This is a genomic window from Plectonema cf. radiosum LEGE 06105 (assembly GCF_015207665.1).
GTDB lineage: Bacteria > Cyanobacteriota > Cyanobacteriia > Cyanobacteriales > Nostocaceae > Rivularia > Rivularia radiosa_A.
The window spans coordinates 34,315-50,502 of the sequence record NZ_JADEWL010000022.1; the positions used below are offsets into that span (position 1 = coordinate 34,315).

A 16,188-nucleotide genomic window follows, 5' to 3' on the forward strand; every position below is an offset into this window, starting at 1 on the left:
GATTCGGCTTTAATTGTACATCCCAAGTAGTTCCAGTACTAAAAAAAGGCAGAAAGTTTATGTCGGACAAAAAGAATATCGTTGAAGAAAGAAAACAGCTGATTGAAGAAGTCTTAGAAGCTTATCCAGAGAAAGCTAAAAAAAGACGTGCTAAGCACCTCAACGTGCATGAAGAAGGTAAGAGCGATTGCGGTGTTAAATCCAACATTAAATCTCTTCCTGGTGTAATGACCGCTCGTGGTTGTGCATATGCAGGTTCTAAAGGTGTGGTTTGGGGTCCGATTAAGGACATGATTCACATCAGCCACGGTCCAGTTGGTTGCGGTTACTGGTCTTGGTCTGGTCGTCGTAACTACTATATTGGAACAACTGGTGTTGATACCTTTGGTACAATGCACTTTACTTCTGATTTCCAAGAAAGAGACATTGTTTTTGGTGGTGACAAAAAACTCGCCAAAATGATTCAGGAAATCGACGAATTGTTCCCCCTCAACAGAGGTGTTTCAGTTCAATCGGAATGTCCTATAGGTTTGATTGGTGATGACATTGAAGCAGTTGCTAAAAAGTCATCAAAAGAAATCGGTAAACCAGTTATTCCCGTTCGTTGTGAAGGTTTCCGTGGTGTATCTCAGTCTTTAGGACACCACATTGCTAACGATGCAATTCGTGACTGGGTATTCCCTAAAGCAGATCAAGCTGCTAAGGACAACACCCTTGGCTACGAACCCGGTCCTTACGATGTGGCAATCATCGGTGACTATAACATCGGTGGTGACGCTTGGTCTAGCCGCATCTTGTTGGAAGAAATCGGTTTACGTGTAGTCGCTCAGTGGAGTGGTGACGGCACCATCAACGAAATGATGTTGACTCCCAAGGTAAAAATGAACTTGATTCATTGCTACCGTTCGATGAACTACATTTCTCGTCACATGGAAGAAGCTTATGGTATTCCCTGGATGGAGTACAACTTCTTCGGACCTACCAAAATTGCTGAATCTTTAAGAGCGATCGCCGCTAAGTTCGATGAGAAAATCCAAGAAAACGCTGAGAAGGTAATTGCTAAGTACGAACCTACATCGAAAGCAATCCTCGAAAAATACGGCGCTCGCTTGAAAGGTAAGACTGTTGCTTTGATGGTTGGTGGTTTACGTCCTCGTCACGTTGTACCAGCATTCAAAGACTTAGGAATGGAATTGGTCAGCACTGGTTATGAATTTGCTCACAGTGACGACTACAAACGTACTACAAACTATATTGAAAACGGAACCATCGTTTACGATGACGTAACTGGTTACGAATTCGAGCAGTTTGTGAAAGCACTCAAACCAGACATCATTGGTGCTGGGATTAAAGAGAAGTATGTTTTCCAAAAAATGTGTTTAAGACTTATTATGGTAATTGTTGCGCGGAAAGACTGTGGTGAAAGTAGGATACGCACGAGTTAGTAGCAAGAACCAAGCTGATACCGATGCATTAAATCAGCAAGTTGAGCGACTTAGAAAAGCAGGAGCAGAGGAGATACTAACCGATATTCAATCGGGACGGGAGGATTCAAGGAAGAATTACAAGCAGCTTTTGAAGTTAGTCAAGGCAAGTGCTGTTACTGAGGTAATTACCACACGGTTAGACCGATTAGGAAGAAATGCCATTGAAATACACCGGGCTATTGAGTTGTTTAGGGAGCATTCCGTTAAGTTTACTAACCTTGATATGCCACTTGATGGGTCGGGCAGTGCGATGGAATGGTTGACTATTCAAAATATTGCTTCAATGGCTGAGTTTGAATCTCGCAGCATAAGCGATCGCGTAAGGCATGGATTAAATTACTATCGGGAAAATCTAAAGGCATTTAAACCCCCTTTTGGGTACACCAAGGACGAGAATTTAAAACTAATCCCCCATCCTGTTAATTGGGATATTGCGCGGGAACTATGCGAAAGACTGCGATCGCAGACCAAAACCAAAATTAGTAGGTGGTTGGCGGATAAACATGGGGTAAAGATGTATCCCACATCATTTAGACGGTACATTTTAAACCCGTGCCTTAGAGGGCATACGGTATATAAGGTAGATGGGGAAGAAAAAATCCATTACAACACGCACCCGGCACTGTTGAGCGAGGTTGAGTACCAAGAATTAGAACAAACTACACGACTTAAGACTAGGCGAGATACCAGCAAGTATAAACTTCACTTCCTTGCTGGTTTGTTCCGTTGCGGGGTTTGCGGGGCTGCCATGAGTAAATCTGGCGCGAATAGTCCTCAAAGTAAGAATGTATTACGCTTCCAGTGTGCAGCATATAAAGCATTTGGTTTAAAAAGTTGTACCAATAAAAAGACCATTGCGGCTTCAATCGTTAAACGGGAAGTCATAGGAGAATTACGACTGTACGCCATCATGATAACCAGAGATATTGAATTGCTGGCTACCGAACGAAACGAAGATGACCCAGAACTATTACAACTTCAGCAACAAATCAATGGGCTGAAAAAGTTAGGTGACAACCCGGCGATCGCGTTTGCGATCGCCGACCTTGAAAAGCAGATAAGGAACCGCGAACATCATCAAAACGTTCGCGGTTCAACGATCAAAGAAGATAAAAAGATATTATATGCTCTACTTCAAGCTGATTTTTTGGAGTCGCTACCTGATGAGGAATTGCGCTCCATCTGTATCCGTTTTATTTCTTCGGTAAAGTACTCAGGAGGTAAGGAGTTAAATATTTCAATGCGGGCATTAGTGTAGGCGAGCGCCTTGTCCCTAATCCTTACCCACACGTTATTTTTAGTTTGGCTGGCTGGGTTAGTCATGGTTTTAATTGAAGCGGTTTTTTAATTGTAGATTTGTACTAGAAATTTTCTGTTTACTGCGGACGGGTTAGGTTACTACTGCCTAATCTTCGGGACAATCTAGGTATTCTTCGTTCTCCCAACCATCCCAGTCAATAGAGGTTTGGTATGGTTCGCACTCGCTTGAGGTAGTGGCAACTACAGGGGGCGTAAGTGATAGCTCGGATGCTTGATAAGTCGTTCCCACTACTCCTAACTGGGTTGTCACTGGGTACGCCCATATTTCGTTATCAGCGATCGCGCTGACTTTGCATTCCTTTCCTTGGTATTTCCCAGTGGTGGGGTAAACGGTCTGACCTTCTCTTAACCTTGCCTTAATGCTGACTCCCTCGTTGATTCCCTCGTTGACTTCCTTCAATGGCTCAAAACCATCATTGCCAGTACTTTCAGCTTTTTTAGAGTCGTCATCACCCTTATTCCTTGGTGGGGTAATGACGACCTGACCAGCTTTTAATGACGACTCAATGATGGGGCTATGACGACCTGTATCCCTTGGTAATGATGGTTTTGAGGGGTTATGACGACCATGACTACTTTCTTCTCTTTCTTTAGGGAATGAGTCATTAGTTTGACTATTGACTGTTGACTCATTATTTAAGGAATCTCTTAAAAGGTCGTCATTTTGCTCAAAACCATCATTACCAATGCTTTCAGTCGTCTTACTGGTCGTCATTGGGTCGTCATTGGGGTCGTCATTCCCTGAAATCAAAAATGGGAAGTTATGACCGGGTTGACGGATACCAATTTTTGTAATGTGCCTTCCATGCTGGGTTTTACGCTTTGTAGCGTCAATACTTAGCTGAGTTTTGAGTAAGTTAAGTAAATTTGAACTGAAACGTTGAGTCGTCATTCCAGAGTGACCGTTACTTGATGCCCATTCTAAATAATTGGCATACAAGCAATCTTTTGAATCGCCGTTCGCATTCCCTATTTTTGTTTCAATATTTGGATCGTAATAAAGGCAGTGGTCAGCCCAGTTAGCTAATGGATTTGTTTCTAAAAGCACTTCAAGACCGAACGAAGCTAAGGAGGGGACGCACTTTGTAGTATTACGTACATAGTCAGCTACGACATCAGGGGTTAATGAAAGCACCCACGCTAATAAGCCAGGGAGGTAAGGTTTAAACTCCTCGATGACATCTCGCCGGAGATGGGGGGGAATGACTTTTTCATAACTCATAGACAAACGACGGCGAGCAAGGGCATTGGTGTAATCACTGCTCTGAATTGCTTCGTTACACGCTACCCAAACAACGCCAGTGAATACAAAACTATCAGTCTGCTGTACTGATTTCTTCTCAAGCCTTAAATCATCACCTCCCGTAATTGCTTTTAGTACGCTTACTTCTCCGGCGTACCGTTCCGAATCGGTAATGAATATTGCTTTTTTACCGTAGAAAAGTGCGGTTTCAAATCTGTTAGTTTCAAGCTGTTTGAGCGTTGTAACGGCGTAATTTTCTTTACCCAGTAAAGCTTGGATTAAACGCAAGATGGTACCTTTACCCGTCCCCCCAGCACCAATTAATTCTATATATCGCTGAAGTTCAGCACCGCGTTCGGTAATAGTTGCGTTCATCGTTGCCCGAATTACTTCTAACCAATCAGCGCGATCGCCACAGGTAGAAAGCAACCATTGCTTGATAGGTTCGCATCCAACTTCGCGATCTGCCCATTTAAAAGGTAAAGAAGAAAGGAACTTATAGCCCGGTTGATGTTCGGTAGTCTCTAAATTCCTAATATCGATAACCACATCTGCCAAACAAACTTTACTTGGCATCACTTCCCAATACTCTACTCGTAAGTGGGATTTCAGAAGCGAGACTACCCCATTGACAAACGGATCGGTATATTCCTCTTTCATAAGGTTTAACTCGTCGATAACGAGCATTTTTACCGTTTCTAATGGTGTTTCGCTCCATATCCCAGCCTTTCTTTTTTGGTACTGATACCAAGCTTTTGCGGGAATATTCCACGCCAATTGAGCGCGATATTCTTCGGCTAGTTTATTAGCTAATAATCCTTGGGTTACTTTTTCTTCCCTCTTATCCTCCTTCTCCTTTTTAAATTGCTTCTCCCACTGCTCTATAGTTTCAGCCTTAGCTAAAACCTCATCTCGGAATTTGTCGAAACCATTATTCTGGATGTAATCATCCATGCCTTTCCCTTCCTCTACATTCCACAACCCAGATACAGAATAGACGGGAATATCGAATTTACCCAGTTGCTCTGCTAACTTCCTTTGAGCGCTTTCTTATTAGCTTCGCTAGTTTTAAAAGCCTTGCGTGGTCGGAATTGACCGAACCCGTTTACGCCTTCAAGCCATATCCCACCGTACTTTGCATCAATTCTTAATCTTTCGGATGCTTCGGAAGTTTCCATTGATCGGCAATTGACAAGCACCCATTCCGGGCATAACCCGCGCTTGGTTACTGCTTCTTCGTAATCCTTATCTGTCAATCGGCTATAAATGTAAATCGATTGTACTTGCTGAGACGATAGGTTGCGGATATCAAAACTAGATTTTTGGGATTGACTAAAAACCTTTCGGTCTGTTAAATTATTATTCATGTCATGTTCTTTCAATTAGGTGAAATTGGATGAAAGAACCACATCGCAGCGAAAGTTGTGTGAAAAAGCCTTCTGGACTATAAATCCAGGAGGTTTTTTGATTTTGGACTGGCTATAACCCCTAGAACGGGATATTATAGCGGTGTGTTTTTTTGATGCACCGCTGCTTTGTGGAGCTTTTTTTTACAAGAAAATCTTATACCTATTCCGGGCAATAGTCAAAGCCGCAAACCTTTCCCCTGTGGTGGTCTTACCACTTTTGCATATGTCGCAAGTGACATGAATTACGGATTTATAGCTCGTGTAAATTTAAGCAAGCTATACAGAATTGTTACCGATGCTGCTTTTAGTTTGTGCGATCGCTTAGGATTCGTGTAAAAATAAACTGAACATTTTTTATATGGAAGCTAGACTGACAAGGTATTTCAGATAAAATTTGTACAACTTATTTTTACATAACTCCTTATGTGACAAGCTCTCGAAATATGTTTTGAGAGCTTGCTTGTGAAACGTTTCACCAACTAGAAGTCTGCTTGCATAAAAATTTCAATCCTTTATATACTCAAAAATATCGTTTGGAGTGCGGCTTTCTCTTCTAGCGGCAACCAAGGAAGAGAGTTCAAATCTATAGTTTCAGGATTTATCATTCCGCTTGTTCCTTAGCTTCTGCACTTTTTCTATCTCCTCCTCTTGTTTCTCCCAACGGCTCAAAATTGGAAGGTAGAACACCCAGCCTAATACCAACCTGAGCAAAGTGTTTCTCTAGGTAACGATTACGGCTAATCCCCTCTTGCCTTGCTAACTGAGCTATTAAATCGCTTATCCTTTCATCTATCGCGTATGTGATCCTTTTACGGGGCATGATGGCGCTTAAAAATATTTCAGACATATTGTAATTTGAACTCAAAGTACTTGTACATATTAGAATAGTCTGGAATAAATCAAAATGCACTCAATATGATATTAGCATTGCTTATATTTCTGAAGCCTGGGATATCAGTAAGAATCGTTGCCACGCAAAGAGCGTGCGGAATAAGGGACTGCAACTTTATATAGGCAATGCGTATCATAATGTACTCGTATTTAGTTCAATTTGAGTGGATATTGATATTAACGAGGTTCAAGAAATCGTAACACGGCTTGAGAACCAAAACACCGCACCAATTAAATAGATTGCCGCTACCGCAATAAAATCATGTAGCAATCCTTTGAGCGGGATTCAAAATAAATGGTTCGCTGGCTTGTTTTAATTTCAAGTTGATGCCCTGTAGCTCAGACAAGCTACTCCATATCGCGTAACCGGGTTGTCGCATTCCGGTGGGGTATGCCAGAAAAAGGCAATTACACATATATAGGTAACAACCATGCAACGAATTCAATTAATTAGAGAAATAACTGAAAAGTTAAGAAGTGGCGAAAGTAAGAAGTATTCGGAGTTGAGGAACGCGATCGCAGCTTACGAATTATTGAGTGAAGTCGATGCAGCGCAATTTCAGAATTCCGACCTTCGCACCCCACAGGGCAAGCAGCAATTACTGGCTTTAGCTGAAAAGTTAATTGCCGATTACGATGCCGATAATGGGGAATCAATTGAATCTGCAATTGATGAGAGATTGGAGGATTTTGATCGAACCTGGGAGACATTGAAACCTGCAAAACTGAAGCGCTTCTCTACTCACAATGCTTTTTGGGCTGCGATGTTTGCCCTTTATAAGGATAATAACCAACTGCTCACTGCTGACGGACTAATTAGACTCGGCGATGAAGCGGACGCAATGATTGATGGTGAAGAACTGAAGGGCGATCGCGTTTACAACTCCCTAACTTGGGATACCTTAGCCGATTTAGCTAATGCAAAGGACAGGGGAGCATTTAGAAGAATTTGTGTAGATCCAGGGGAGATGATTGAAGATCCGGAGATAGAAGCACCTACCGATAATCCTTTTATTAAGGAGATGCAGAAAGTATTTACCAAGGAACGGGTAGTACGCGGACTCCTTACCAGGCAGGTTTACGATAATCTGCGATTTGTTCAAGATCATTTCTTTATTAGTGGATTGCGAGAAGAAACTTTTACTTGTAGAGGATTGAACATTAATTGCCTAACCGAAACTTTCTTGCTCAACCTAATCCCCAGCGACGAGCGAAAGCTATGGCGACAGGTCAATAAAATAACTGATCGCTTCCTGCAATTAGCAGTGATGGATAATCCGAAGTACAAATTGTCCCGTGTTGATTTCAGCGATTACGAAGAATGGGGCGATCGCGGGGAGGATATTCCTACTACTTATTCGCAGGTTTGGGAGTATGCTCAAGCTGCCGTATCGGCTTGGGTAACGCACGAGTCAACAGAATGGAAGGAGCGAACTCAAAAGATTATTTCATCTACTCGCGGGGAAATGGAAGCAAGGATTGGAAAGGGCATTGATAAGCCGGATGAACCGGACAGAATTGAACTGCATTTAACGATGGGTTGGGAGAATTTTGAGAAGGGCAATGCTTCCGATTGCGTTACTTTTCGTCTCTCCCATCCGTACCGAGATTAATAGCTAATCGGTAGCTACGAACTACCGATTAGCTGGAATGCATCTACCACCGCAAAGTAATAGAACACAATCATTTTACAGCAATGAAAAACAATAAAGATAGACTTTCTCACTTATCTAATGCGTATTGGCATTTAGATTTAATCACTAATACCAACTCACCAGAAATACGAGCAATCAAAGCACAAATCGAAACTTTAATTAATAAGGAGAACAAGTAATGAATTTTGAATCGTTAAAAGCTTACCAACGCCACGCCAAAACAATTATCGGGTTATTAAATGAATCCAAAGATTTAGCAAGTGAAGATTATGATTGTGATGCTTTATTAGATATCTCTCGTGACGGTTTGAATCATATTGTTAGTGAAGTTCAACCAAATAACGAATTAGCGAAAGCATTAATTCAAGACTCATCAAGCATTGAATGTCATATCGACCAAAGCGAATTTCTAATCAATGCAGCGTCGGCAGTTCTCAATATAATCAATGCTGAGTTTGACGCGGTTAAGACTGAAAGTCCAGAGGCTATTATGTCTTAATTATTACAGCAATCGGGTTATTAGGGTTTACATGATGCTCTATGAAATATCTCTCTTTATAGTGCATCCTGCACACCATATATACAGCAAGGAATACAGGGAATGCAAACCGACAACCAAACAGCGATCGCAATCTGTAAAAGCTTAATTTCAGCTAGTTTTAGGGGGTATGTTTTTCCCAGGATTTATTTTTATTCTGTCACCTGTCACACCAGGTTTTCAGGGCTGTTAAATCGCTGTATCAGTTGTGTGCTAAGAGGGTGCGGGGATACAAAAACACTGCCATGTTACTACGTAGAAGGCTTGCACGACAGCTTTTGTAACAACTTAACGTCAAACTGATACACTCTAACGTCAGTTCCAAACGCTGAAACCCTGATTATCTCGTTAAAACGCAGCGTCAGTTGCACTGCCGCTTACTCTAACTAATTATTTTTGAATCTACGTATGGAGAAATGAAACACAAGGAACTTTTTGAGCGCGAATTAGGAAGGAAGATATCTGAAAGATCGTGGTATCGGCTAAACAGAAAACTAAAAGATTTAGGAATATATAAGGAGGAATACCCAGAAATATTAAAAACAGTCGCAGCTATGAATAGTAGCGGACGGATAACATTAAATCGTTATTTATTGACGGTTTGGGATAGTATTAGACGTTTTGAGAATAAACACCCAAAGCAACAAATAACCTGTGAAAGTTTTAGGAAGTTGTTGTTAGACAATATGAGCTACACGCCGATGAATAGATTATCAAAAAATGGTAAATATATCGGCATATCTACTATGTGGTACCGCTGGTTTAAAGATGGAGGCGTTAATTATAAAGCCGAACGATTGTATCCTATCAGAGCTTATATAGGGGTTGCCTGTGCTGTTCTTACTTGGCATGAAAACCAACGCTCAAAGAGACAACGTACACAAGATATAAATCAATTTAATTTATTAGGAGAAACCAATAATGTCTAAGTTTATCAAGCGCATCCAGAGTTCATTGAGTCGTGAAGGAATTAAGAAAACTTCCGCAGAAATTAGGGAGGAATTAAACGCGATCGCCTCCGATCCAAGCAACCCATCATTAGACGATATTAAGGAGGTTAAAGAAAGTTTGAGTAGGCAATCTTCCCAGATTACCGAAGTTGAGGAGGAGGAAACAAAAGATATAGGTCACGTAAATTTAAGTAAGCGAGATGAGGACGAGGAACCAATGCAGGACGAAAGCAAGGGCGAAATTACTTTTACCAATAATTTCGAGAAAGCTGGGGCTATTCAAGAAGCGTTTACTGCTAATGGAATAACCGCGACTGACATCGAAGTTATGGGCATCTCTGGGGAAATTGAAAGCAAATTTGAAGACCACAAAACATTCATTGTGGAGGCACTAAAAGCTTGGAGGAATTACCAAGTACAGAACGGCGAACAACAAGCCGACGAGATATCGGAAGTACTCGCTGATATCCGTGCTGACGCAGCTAACTTTACCAATCGGACTAATGCGTCTATGACAGCAACGGCTAATTACATCAACGAGTTAAGGGCAAAGCAGCGTCAGGAGTTTATGGCTTTTATTGAGAGGGTTAAAACTAACTAATGAACGATGATGATCGCAGGCAGTATTTAGAAAACTGTCTGCGTCACGAACAGGTTAAATATAGTTCTGACGCGGATAGTTTCGACAAGATGTTGAGGGATTTTGAATCAAAAATGGGGGAGGTAATCGAGGTTAGCGGACAGTTGAAAATTGGATTTGTCAGACGTGCGAAAGCAGTTTTCGAGGAAGGGCGATCGCAAGTAATAGAAAATCGGGTGCAGATGAATGAAGAACTACAACGGTCAGTGATACGAATCACTGGGGCGCTGTTTGCTCTGTTTCTAATAGGAAGTGCGATCGCTACGGTCAAGGGTGCAATTGATAATCAATTTTGCGAATACTTTAACGTAAGAGGGAGAACAGAAAGGTATGAAACACAAGAACCATGTAAGCAGTAAGGCTAAGACGATTCGCAAGGAAATGCAGCGTAAGTTTGGCATCTCAGAAGGTGACATTGTTAGGGCTTTAAAAGGTGATGAGAGAGCCGCAAAGCACATTGCCCAAATGGGTATTGATGGAAGGAGATTAAGCAAGTATGCTCCACAGTTAGCGGACAATATGATCGACTCGATCCAAGGCACGGATGCTTTAAATAAGATGTGGGCTGATGTTTATCAACAGGTTGGTAAATCGTCCTTAGCCATCGAAAGCGATATTGCCCGTACCGAGTTAGCTGATGATGACTTGAACGATGGGAGAACCGAGAAGGCTTTCAAGTTTATCCAGGATAAGCAACTAAGGGCAGATAAGCACTCTGACAATATGCAAGCATTACAGATGGAAGCGGAGATTGCAGATATTGAACAGATGGCTAACCATGAATACAGAATGCAGAAGCTAGAAAACAAACTCCCACTTAAGCAAATGCAGGCTGATAGGGATTACAAAGAGCAGAGGCTTGATCACATTTTACAAAATGGTGATGCCTCTCAACTCGAATTGGTACCGGAGAAGAGATACACCGAACGCAGTTTACTGAGCCGCGTGGTTGACTTTTTCAAAGGTAAGTAATTAATTAAAACCCCGGTTGCTTAGTTTGACCACACAGCAACCGGGCATGAATCCAAAGCACGAATTCACTTTATTAATATGTCACAGATTTTAGATTTATTATCCGGCTTAGTTGGTGGGGATGAGGACAAACCCGAACCCGCTACCGTGCTTGAACAATTAGAGCAAGAGAACAGTAAGAACGTTACCGAACGCCATCAATTAACTGCTGAGAAGGAGTATGAAGCGTCCGGACATCTCGCCCAATATGGTCAACAGCTAGCCGTTGCAGTAACTGTTAATAGCGCTATAACCTTTGGGTTGTTAACCGCAATTGACGGGCTAACACTAGGATTTAACCCCATTCTTTTTTACTTGCTATGTGGGGGAGTTAATACCAGCACATCAGTGCTAACCATTGACAAAAAACTTTCTCGATCCACTAACTTAATGCTTGGTGGGTCTAAATTTGTAATCAATATGTCGGTCAATGGACAATTAATCGGACAGATGACCGATCGCGTCGGGCAGAGTAATGCCACAGTAACCAGCATTCAGCAATCGATAAAAGATTATGAAGCAGGTTTTAAACAGCAACCTAACTACTGGGGCTATGTTGGGCTAGCGATTGCGATCGCTGCCATAATTGCGTTTATTTTTGGTAGAGGAAAATGAAGAAATTTATTATTTGGGCAATTTCTGTATTACTAATAGTCACAAACTTTGAATGGTTTTTAGGAGTAGTTTTCGATATTTATGATGCAATCGTTAATGTTTTTAGCTCTTATTCAACCGACTACAAAATGTTAGCTGTTGGTGCAGCAATTATATATTTTGCAATTATTGTTAAACGCATTGGAGATTAATTATGAATTATTACAATATTTCTGGTTTGGCATCGTTAGCGATCGCAAGCGTGCTATGGATTACTCCAGTATTTAATAATAACGATTTATTCCCAGAAACACGGATATGCTTCCGACCCAAACAAATATTAAACAAGGAGAACAAAGGGCTATTACGATGCGATAGTAATGCCCGCGTGGGGATTATTCTTACTAGCATCTTCAGAGATTTGGATAAGCGTGATATTGAATTTTCTGGAAAGGTTGGGAACGATAGTATTACTCAACACTTCGATAGCAACCTAGAACAAACTAAGCATTTTCAAATATTTTCTATTGCCCTTGGAATAGTCGCTTGGGGATGCTTTAGTAAATCGGAACAAGACCGTAAGGCTAACCGCAATGAGGATTACCACAAACGACGGAAGGAATACGTTGTTAATGAGATGGTTGTAGATAATTATCTTTATCCTCCCGACCCCAAGGCGATCGCAGTTAATAAGGTAATTGCCAAAAAACAGTTAGAGGTTAGTTTCTCCGAGCAAGATAAAACTATCAGCGCGAGCCTTGCTCAGCATTAGCTCGTGAAATTATTGCAGGTAAAGCATTGTTACTTGGAGGAGAAAAGTTATTCTTACTTTATTCTTACTCCCAAATTGCTAAGTGCGCTTACTTTTTAAGTAAGTTCATTTTATGCTTAATTCATTGCCTGCGTAAATTTAAGTAAGCGAGTGAATAGTTAGTATCTTTACTTTTTAAGTACGTTCATTTTATGTTTAATCCATTAGCCTACTTAAATTTGAGCGCTCTTCGTTAAATTGTGATTTGTTTTGTGCCGATATGGGGGGCAGATACTGAAAATTATTGCTAAAAAAACTTGTATGATGCTTAACGCATATGTGCCAGAATGAGTCGTAAAGATGGGTCTTCCCTTCCGTCAAATGCACTCTTGGGATTACTCCGAACTTACTAATGGTAGTAGAACTTAGTTGAAGTAGGTTTTGTGGAGATTAGAAAAATAAATAGACTATGATTAGCCTAAATATAATTTTCCCTATTTATTCAATAAAAATAATTTGTATAATTATTTGTGAAAAATTTGATTTTATCGAGTTTCTTGAATCAAGCAAAAATTATGTGGAATTAAAATTGTCACAATCAAAACATTTTTAAATGCAATATTTTTAGACTAAATTTACGTCAGTTGCATCGGCTACAATCTTAAATTATCTACAAAAAATACTCAGCGTTCCTCAGCGAAAACCTTAGCGCTCCTCTGCGTTAAAACTATTCTCATCTTTCCTTTAACTAATCTCAATCTGACGACTATCTACCTGCAACAACACCTCATCATCATATTTCAAATCATCAAATTTAAAAGTAATAACTTCCAGAATATCAGCAGCTTGAAAATGCTCCGGCTTAGTTTCCGGATGAGGATAATAAATTAATCCTGGCTGTAATTTACTATTTCTGAGTCCAATGCTACAATCAAAAAACGAAAAATCCTCCGCCGGTTCATTTTCTGCCCATTTGATATTTCTAAAAGTATATTTAGCTTGTTTAATTGAATATTTACAGGGAGAAATTGAAATATTCAACGTTCCCGAAAAATAAGGTTCTAAATCCAGCCCTTGCTCATAAAAAAAAGACTTTTGCATGGCAATAGTTCCCCCAGGAAAACGAATATCTCCTCCTCTTCCCGATGCAACACCATAACCTTTTTTGATAATCCCTTTGACTTGTATCCAGTTACTCATGTGATTTTAGATTTTAGATTATAAATGTTTTTCCTAATGCCCATTACCAATTACCCATTACCCATTGCCCATTTTACGTATTTCCTCCATGGAACAGTCGGGTACCACTACGCCCGAATTGTTTCACCTTGACATCTAAATAAATTATAATTACTTAACAAATGGTATATTAGCCATCGGCATGAAAAGGACTTAAAATGTCCGAGACGGTCGAGTTTCAGCCCTTGCTGACTGCAAATCTTCGCCGATTCCCCTTTGAGTAATACTCGAATGGTAGCCGCCAACCGTTTCTAGCACCTAGTTATATAGTTAAATATGAAAGACCTCACTCGTTATCGAAATATCGGCATCTTCGCCCACGTTGATGCAGGAAAAACAACTACAACTGAAAGAATTCTCAAACTTACTGGTAAAATCCACAAAATCGGTGAGGTTCATGAAGGTGCTGCGACAACGGACTTCATGGAGCAGGAACAAGAGCGGGGGATTACGATTCAATCCGCTGCCACAAGCTGCTTTTGGAACGAACATCAGTTGAATATCATCGATACTCCAGGACACGTTGATTTCACGATTGAGGTATATCGTTCTTTGAAAGTCCTCGACGGTGGAATCGGTGTTTTTTGTGGCTCTGGTGGTGTGGAACCGCAATCGGAAACCAATTGGCGTTATGCTAACGATTCGGAAGTTGCCCGGATTATTTACGTTAACAAACTTGACCGGATAGGAGCAGATTTCTACCGAGTTGTCAAGCAAGTGGAAACTGTGCTTGCTGCGAAGCCGTTAGTCATGGTTTTACCCATCGGAACAGAAGGTGATTTCGTTGGTGTTGTCGATTTGCTGACTCGTAAAGCATGGGTGTGGGATGAATCGGGCGACCCAATGAATTACGAAATAAAAGAACCTCCAGCCGAGATGAAGGATGATATCGAAGCTTGGCGGGAAAAGTTGGTGGAAATGGCTGTAGAGCAAGACGATAGCTTGATGGAGAAATATCTCGAAGGTGAAGAGGTATCCGTCGAGGAACTACAACGCTGTATTCGTAAAGGTACTATAGATTTAGCATTCTTTCCTACTTACTGCGGTTCTTCCTTTAAAAATAAGGGCGTACAATTAGTACTCAATGCTGTTGTTGATTATCTACCCAACCCCACAGAAGTTAAACCTCAGCCAGAAGTTGACCTTGAAGGTAACGAAACCGGCGAATTTGCCGCAGTTGACCCCGAAAAGCCATTGCGAGCCTTAGCATTCAAAATTATGGATGACCGCTTTGGTGCTTTGACCTTTACTCGGATATATTCGGGTACTTTATCAAAAGGTGAGAGTGTACTTAACACCGCTACTGGTAAAACCGAGCGTGTCAGCCGTCTTGTGGAAATGCACGCCAATTCCCGCGAAGAAATCGACTCGGCTCAAGCTGGGGATATTGTGGCGATTGTGGGCATGAAGAACGTCCAAACCGGACATACTTTGTGCGACCCGAAAAATCCCGCAACCCTCGAACCAATGGTATTCCCTGACCCCGTAATTTCCATCGCGGTAGCACCTGCGAAGAAAGGAAGCGCGGAGAAGTTAGGTTTAGCTTTGAGTAAAATGGTTCAAGAAGACCCCTCCTTCCAAGTTGAAACCGACCCCGATAGCGGTGAGATGATTATTAAAGGCATGGGAGAACTTCACTTAGATATTAAAGTTGATATCCTCAGACGGACTCACGGTGTTGAAGTCGAAGTTGGTAAACCCCAGGTAGCATACCGCGAATCGATTACCAAACAAATCACAGATACCTACATCCATAAAAAGCAATCTGGTGGTTCCGGTCAATTTGGTAAGATTGAATATATTATTGAACCCGGTGAACCCGGTACTGGTTTCCAGTTTGAGTCAAAAGTAACTGGTGGTAACGTACCTAGAGAATTTTGGCCCGCTGTACAAAAGGGTTTTGAAAGCAGTATTGATAAAGGTGTTTTAGCTGGATTCCCCTTGGTAGATGTCAAATTTACCTTAACTGACGGTGCTTATCACCCAGTTGACTCCAGCGCGATCGCCTTTGAAATTGCCGCGAAATCTGGTTATCGTCAGTCCCTACCGAAAGCTGGTCCTCAGTTGCTTGAGCCAATCATGAATGTGGACGTGTTTACACCAGACGACCACGTTGGTGATGTAATTGGTGACTTGAACCGTCGTCGTGGAATGATTAAATCCCAAGACCCCGGTGCTACAGGGGTTCGCATCAAAGCAGAAGTTCCTTTGAGTGAGATGTTTGGTTACATCGGCGATTTACGTACCATGACTTCCGGTCGCGGTCAGTTCTCGATGGAATTCGATCATTATGCACCTTGTCCTAAGAATGTCGCTGATGACGTGATTAAGGAAGTTAAAGAACGTGAAGCTCTTGCTAAGAAGTAGGTTTTTATATAGATAGAACTTTTGTTCTAATTTATTAATGTTTTAAATTCCCGATTGGTCAAAAACTGGTCGGGAATTTTAATTTAATTTGAG

At 41.3% G+C, this 16,188-nt stretch carries 17 protein-coding genes; 13 read left to right on the forward strand and 4 right to left on the reverse strand.

Going from position 1 to position 16,188, the window contains the following annotated elements; all coding sequences use genetic code 11:
* The first annotated feature begins 59 nt into the window (after positions 1 to 59).
* Both nifD and xisF read left to right on the forward strand, forming a co-directional pair.
* Entirely contained in the window at positions 60 to 1,445 is a 1,386-nt protein-coding gene (gene nifD, locus IQ247_RS09780; RefSeq protein WP_193919392.1) for a nitrogenase molybdenum-iron protein alpha chain, read from the forward strand.
* Entirely contained in the window at positions 1,420 to 2,745 is a 1,326-nt protein-coding gene (gene xisF / locus IQ247_RS09785; protein ID WP_193919395.1) for a fdxN element excision recombinase XisF, read from the forward strand. The genes nifD and xisF overlap by 26 nt, the downstream gene beginning before the upstream one ends.
* 147 nt (positions 2,746 to 2,892) lie before the next feature.
* On the opposite strand, the gene IQ247_RS09790 is transcribed toward xisF, so the two are convergent.
* From IQ247_RS09790 to IQ247_RS09800, 3 genes are all read right to left on the reverse strand, one after another.
* Positions 2,893 to 5,004, reverse strand: coding sequence for a DNA primase family protein (locus IQ247_RS09790; RefSeq protein WP_193919396.1), 2,112 nt, complete (start codon positions 5,002 to 5,004; stop codon positions 2,893 to 2,895).
* A gap of 74 nt (positions 5,005 to 5,078) precedes the next feature.
* The gene (locus IQ247_RS09795; RefSeq protein WP_193919398.1) at positions 5,079 to 5,417 is read right to left on the reverse strand and encodes a hypothetical protein; all 339 of its coding nucleotides are present in this window, start codon (positions 5,415 to 5,417) and stop codon (positions 5,079 to 5,081) included.
* A gap of 643 nt (positions 5,418 to 6,060) precedes the next feature.
* A complete protein-coding gene (locus IQ247_RS09800; protein ID WP_193919400.1) occupies positions 6,061 to 6,279 on the reverse strand; it encodes a hypothetical protein in 219 nt (72 codons plus the stop codon).
* A gap of 502 nt (positions 6,280 to 6,781) precedes the next feature.
* On the opposite strand from IQ247_RS09800, the gene IQ247_RS09805 reads away from it, so the two are divergent.
* The 10 genes from IQ247_RS09805 (at position 6,782) to IQ247_RS09850 (ending at position 12,510) form a co-directional block, all read left to right on the forward strand.
* Positions 6,782 to 7,963: a hypothetical protein gene (locus IQ247_RS09805; protein ID WP_193919402.1), complete on the forward strand. Its 1,182-nt coding sequence runs from the start codon at positions 6,782 to 6,784 to the stop codon at positions 7,961 to 7,963.
* An 83-nt stretch (positions 7,964 to 8,046) separates the two neighbouring features.
* Positions 8,047 to 8,184 carry a hypothetical protein gene (locus IQ247_RS09810; RefSeq protein WP_193919404.1) on the forward strand — a complete coding sequence of 46 codons (138 nt, stop codon included), beginning with the start codon at positions 8,047 to 8,049 and terminating at the stop codon, positions 8,182 to 8,184.
* Positions 8,184 to 8,504: a hypothetical protein gene (locus IQ247_RS09815; protein WP_193919406.1), complete on the forward strand. Its 321-nt coding sequence runs from the start codon at positions 8,184 to 8,186 to the stop codon at positions 8,502 to 8,504. Before IQ247_RS09810 ends, IQ247_RS09815 begins: the two co-directional genes overlap by 1 nt.
* A 455-nt stretch (positions 8,505 to 8,959) precedes the next feature.
* Positions 8,960 to 9,472: a hypothetical protein gene (locus tag IQ247_RS09820; RefSeq protein ID WP_193919408.1), complete on the forward strand. Its 513-nt coding sequence runs from the start codon at positions 8,960 to 8,962 to the stop codon at positions 9,470 to 9,472.
* Positions 9,465 to 10,094 (forward strand): hypothetical protein, encoded by a 630-nt coding sequence (locus tag IQ247_RS09825; protein ID WP_193919410.1) that lies wholly within the window; start codon positions 9,465 to 9,467, stop codon positions 10,092 to 10,094. Before IQ247_RS09820 ends, IQ247_RS09825 begins: the two co-directional genes overlap by 8 nt.
* Entirely contained in the window at positions 10,094 to 10,492 is a 399-nt protein-coding gene (locus tag IQ247_RS09830; RefSeq protein ID WP_193919411.1) for a hypothetical protein, read from the forward strand. Before IQ247_RS09825 ends, IQ247_RS09830 begins: the two co-directional genes overlap by 1 nt.
* The gene (locus IQ247_RS09835; protein WP_193919413.1) at positions 10,464 to 11,105 is read left to right on the forward strand and encodes a hypothetical protein; all 642 of its coding nucleotides are present in this window, start codon (positions 10,464 to 10,466) and stop codon (positions 11,103 to 11,105) included. The genes IQ247_RS09830 and IQ247_RS09835 overlap by 29 nt, the downstream gene beginning before the upstream one ends.
* A 78-nt stretch (positions 11,106 to 11,183) precedes the next feature.
* Positions 11,184 to 11,759: a hypothetical protein gene (locus tag IQ247_RS09840; RefSeq protein ID WP_193919415.1), complete on the forward strand. Its 576-nt coding sequence runs from the start codon at positions 11,184 to 11,186 to the stop codon at positions 11,757 to 11,759.
* A complete protein-coding gene (locus IQ247_RS09845; protein WP_193919417.1) occupies positions 11,756 to 11,950 on the forward strand; it encodes a hypothetical protein in 195 nt (64 codons plus the stop codon). The genes IQ247_RS09840 and IQ247_RS09845 overlap by 4 nt, the downstream gene beginning before the upstream one ends.
* A 2-nt stretch (positions 11,951 to 11,952) precedes the next feature.
* Positions 11,953 to 12,510, forward strand: a complete 558-nt coding sequence (locus IQ247_RS09850; protein ID WP_193919419.1) for a hypothetical protein — start codon at positions 11,953 to 11,955, stop codon at positions 12,508 to 12,510.
* Positions 12,511 to 13,233: 723 nt separating this feature from the next.
* Here IQ247_RS09850 and IQ247_RS09855 read toward each other — a convergent pair.
* On the reverse strand, positions 13,234 to 13,689 hold the full coding sequence (locus IQ247_RS09855; RefSeq protein WP_193919421.1) for a hypothetical protein: 456 nt from the start codon (positions 13,687 to 13,689) through the stop codon (positions 13,234 to 13,236).
* A gap of 315 nt (positions 13,690 to 14,004) precedes the next feature.
* On the opposite strand from IQ247_RS09855, the gene fusA reads away from it, so the two are divergent.
* On the forward strand, positions 14,005 to 16,095 hold the full coding sequence (gene fusA / locus IQ247_RS09860; RefSeq protein WP_193919423.1) for an elongation factor G: 2,091 nt from the start codon (positions 14,005 to 14,007) through the stop codon (positions 16,093 to 16,095).
* Positions 16,096 to 16,188 lie beyond the last annotated feature (93 nt).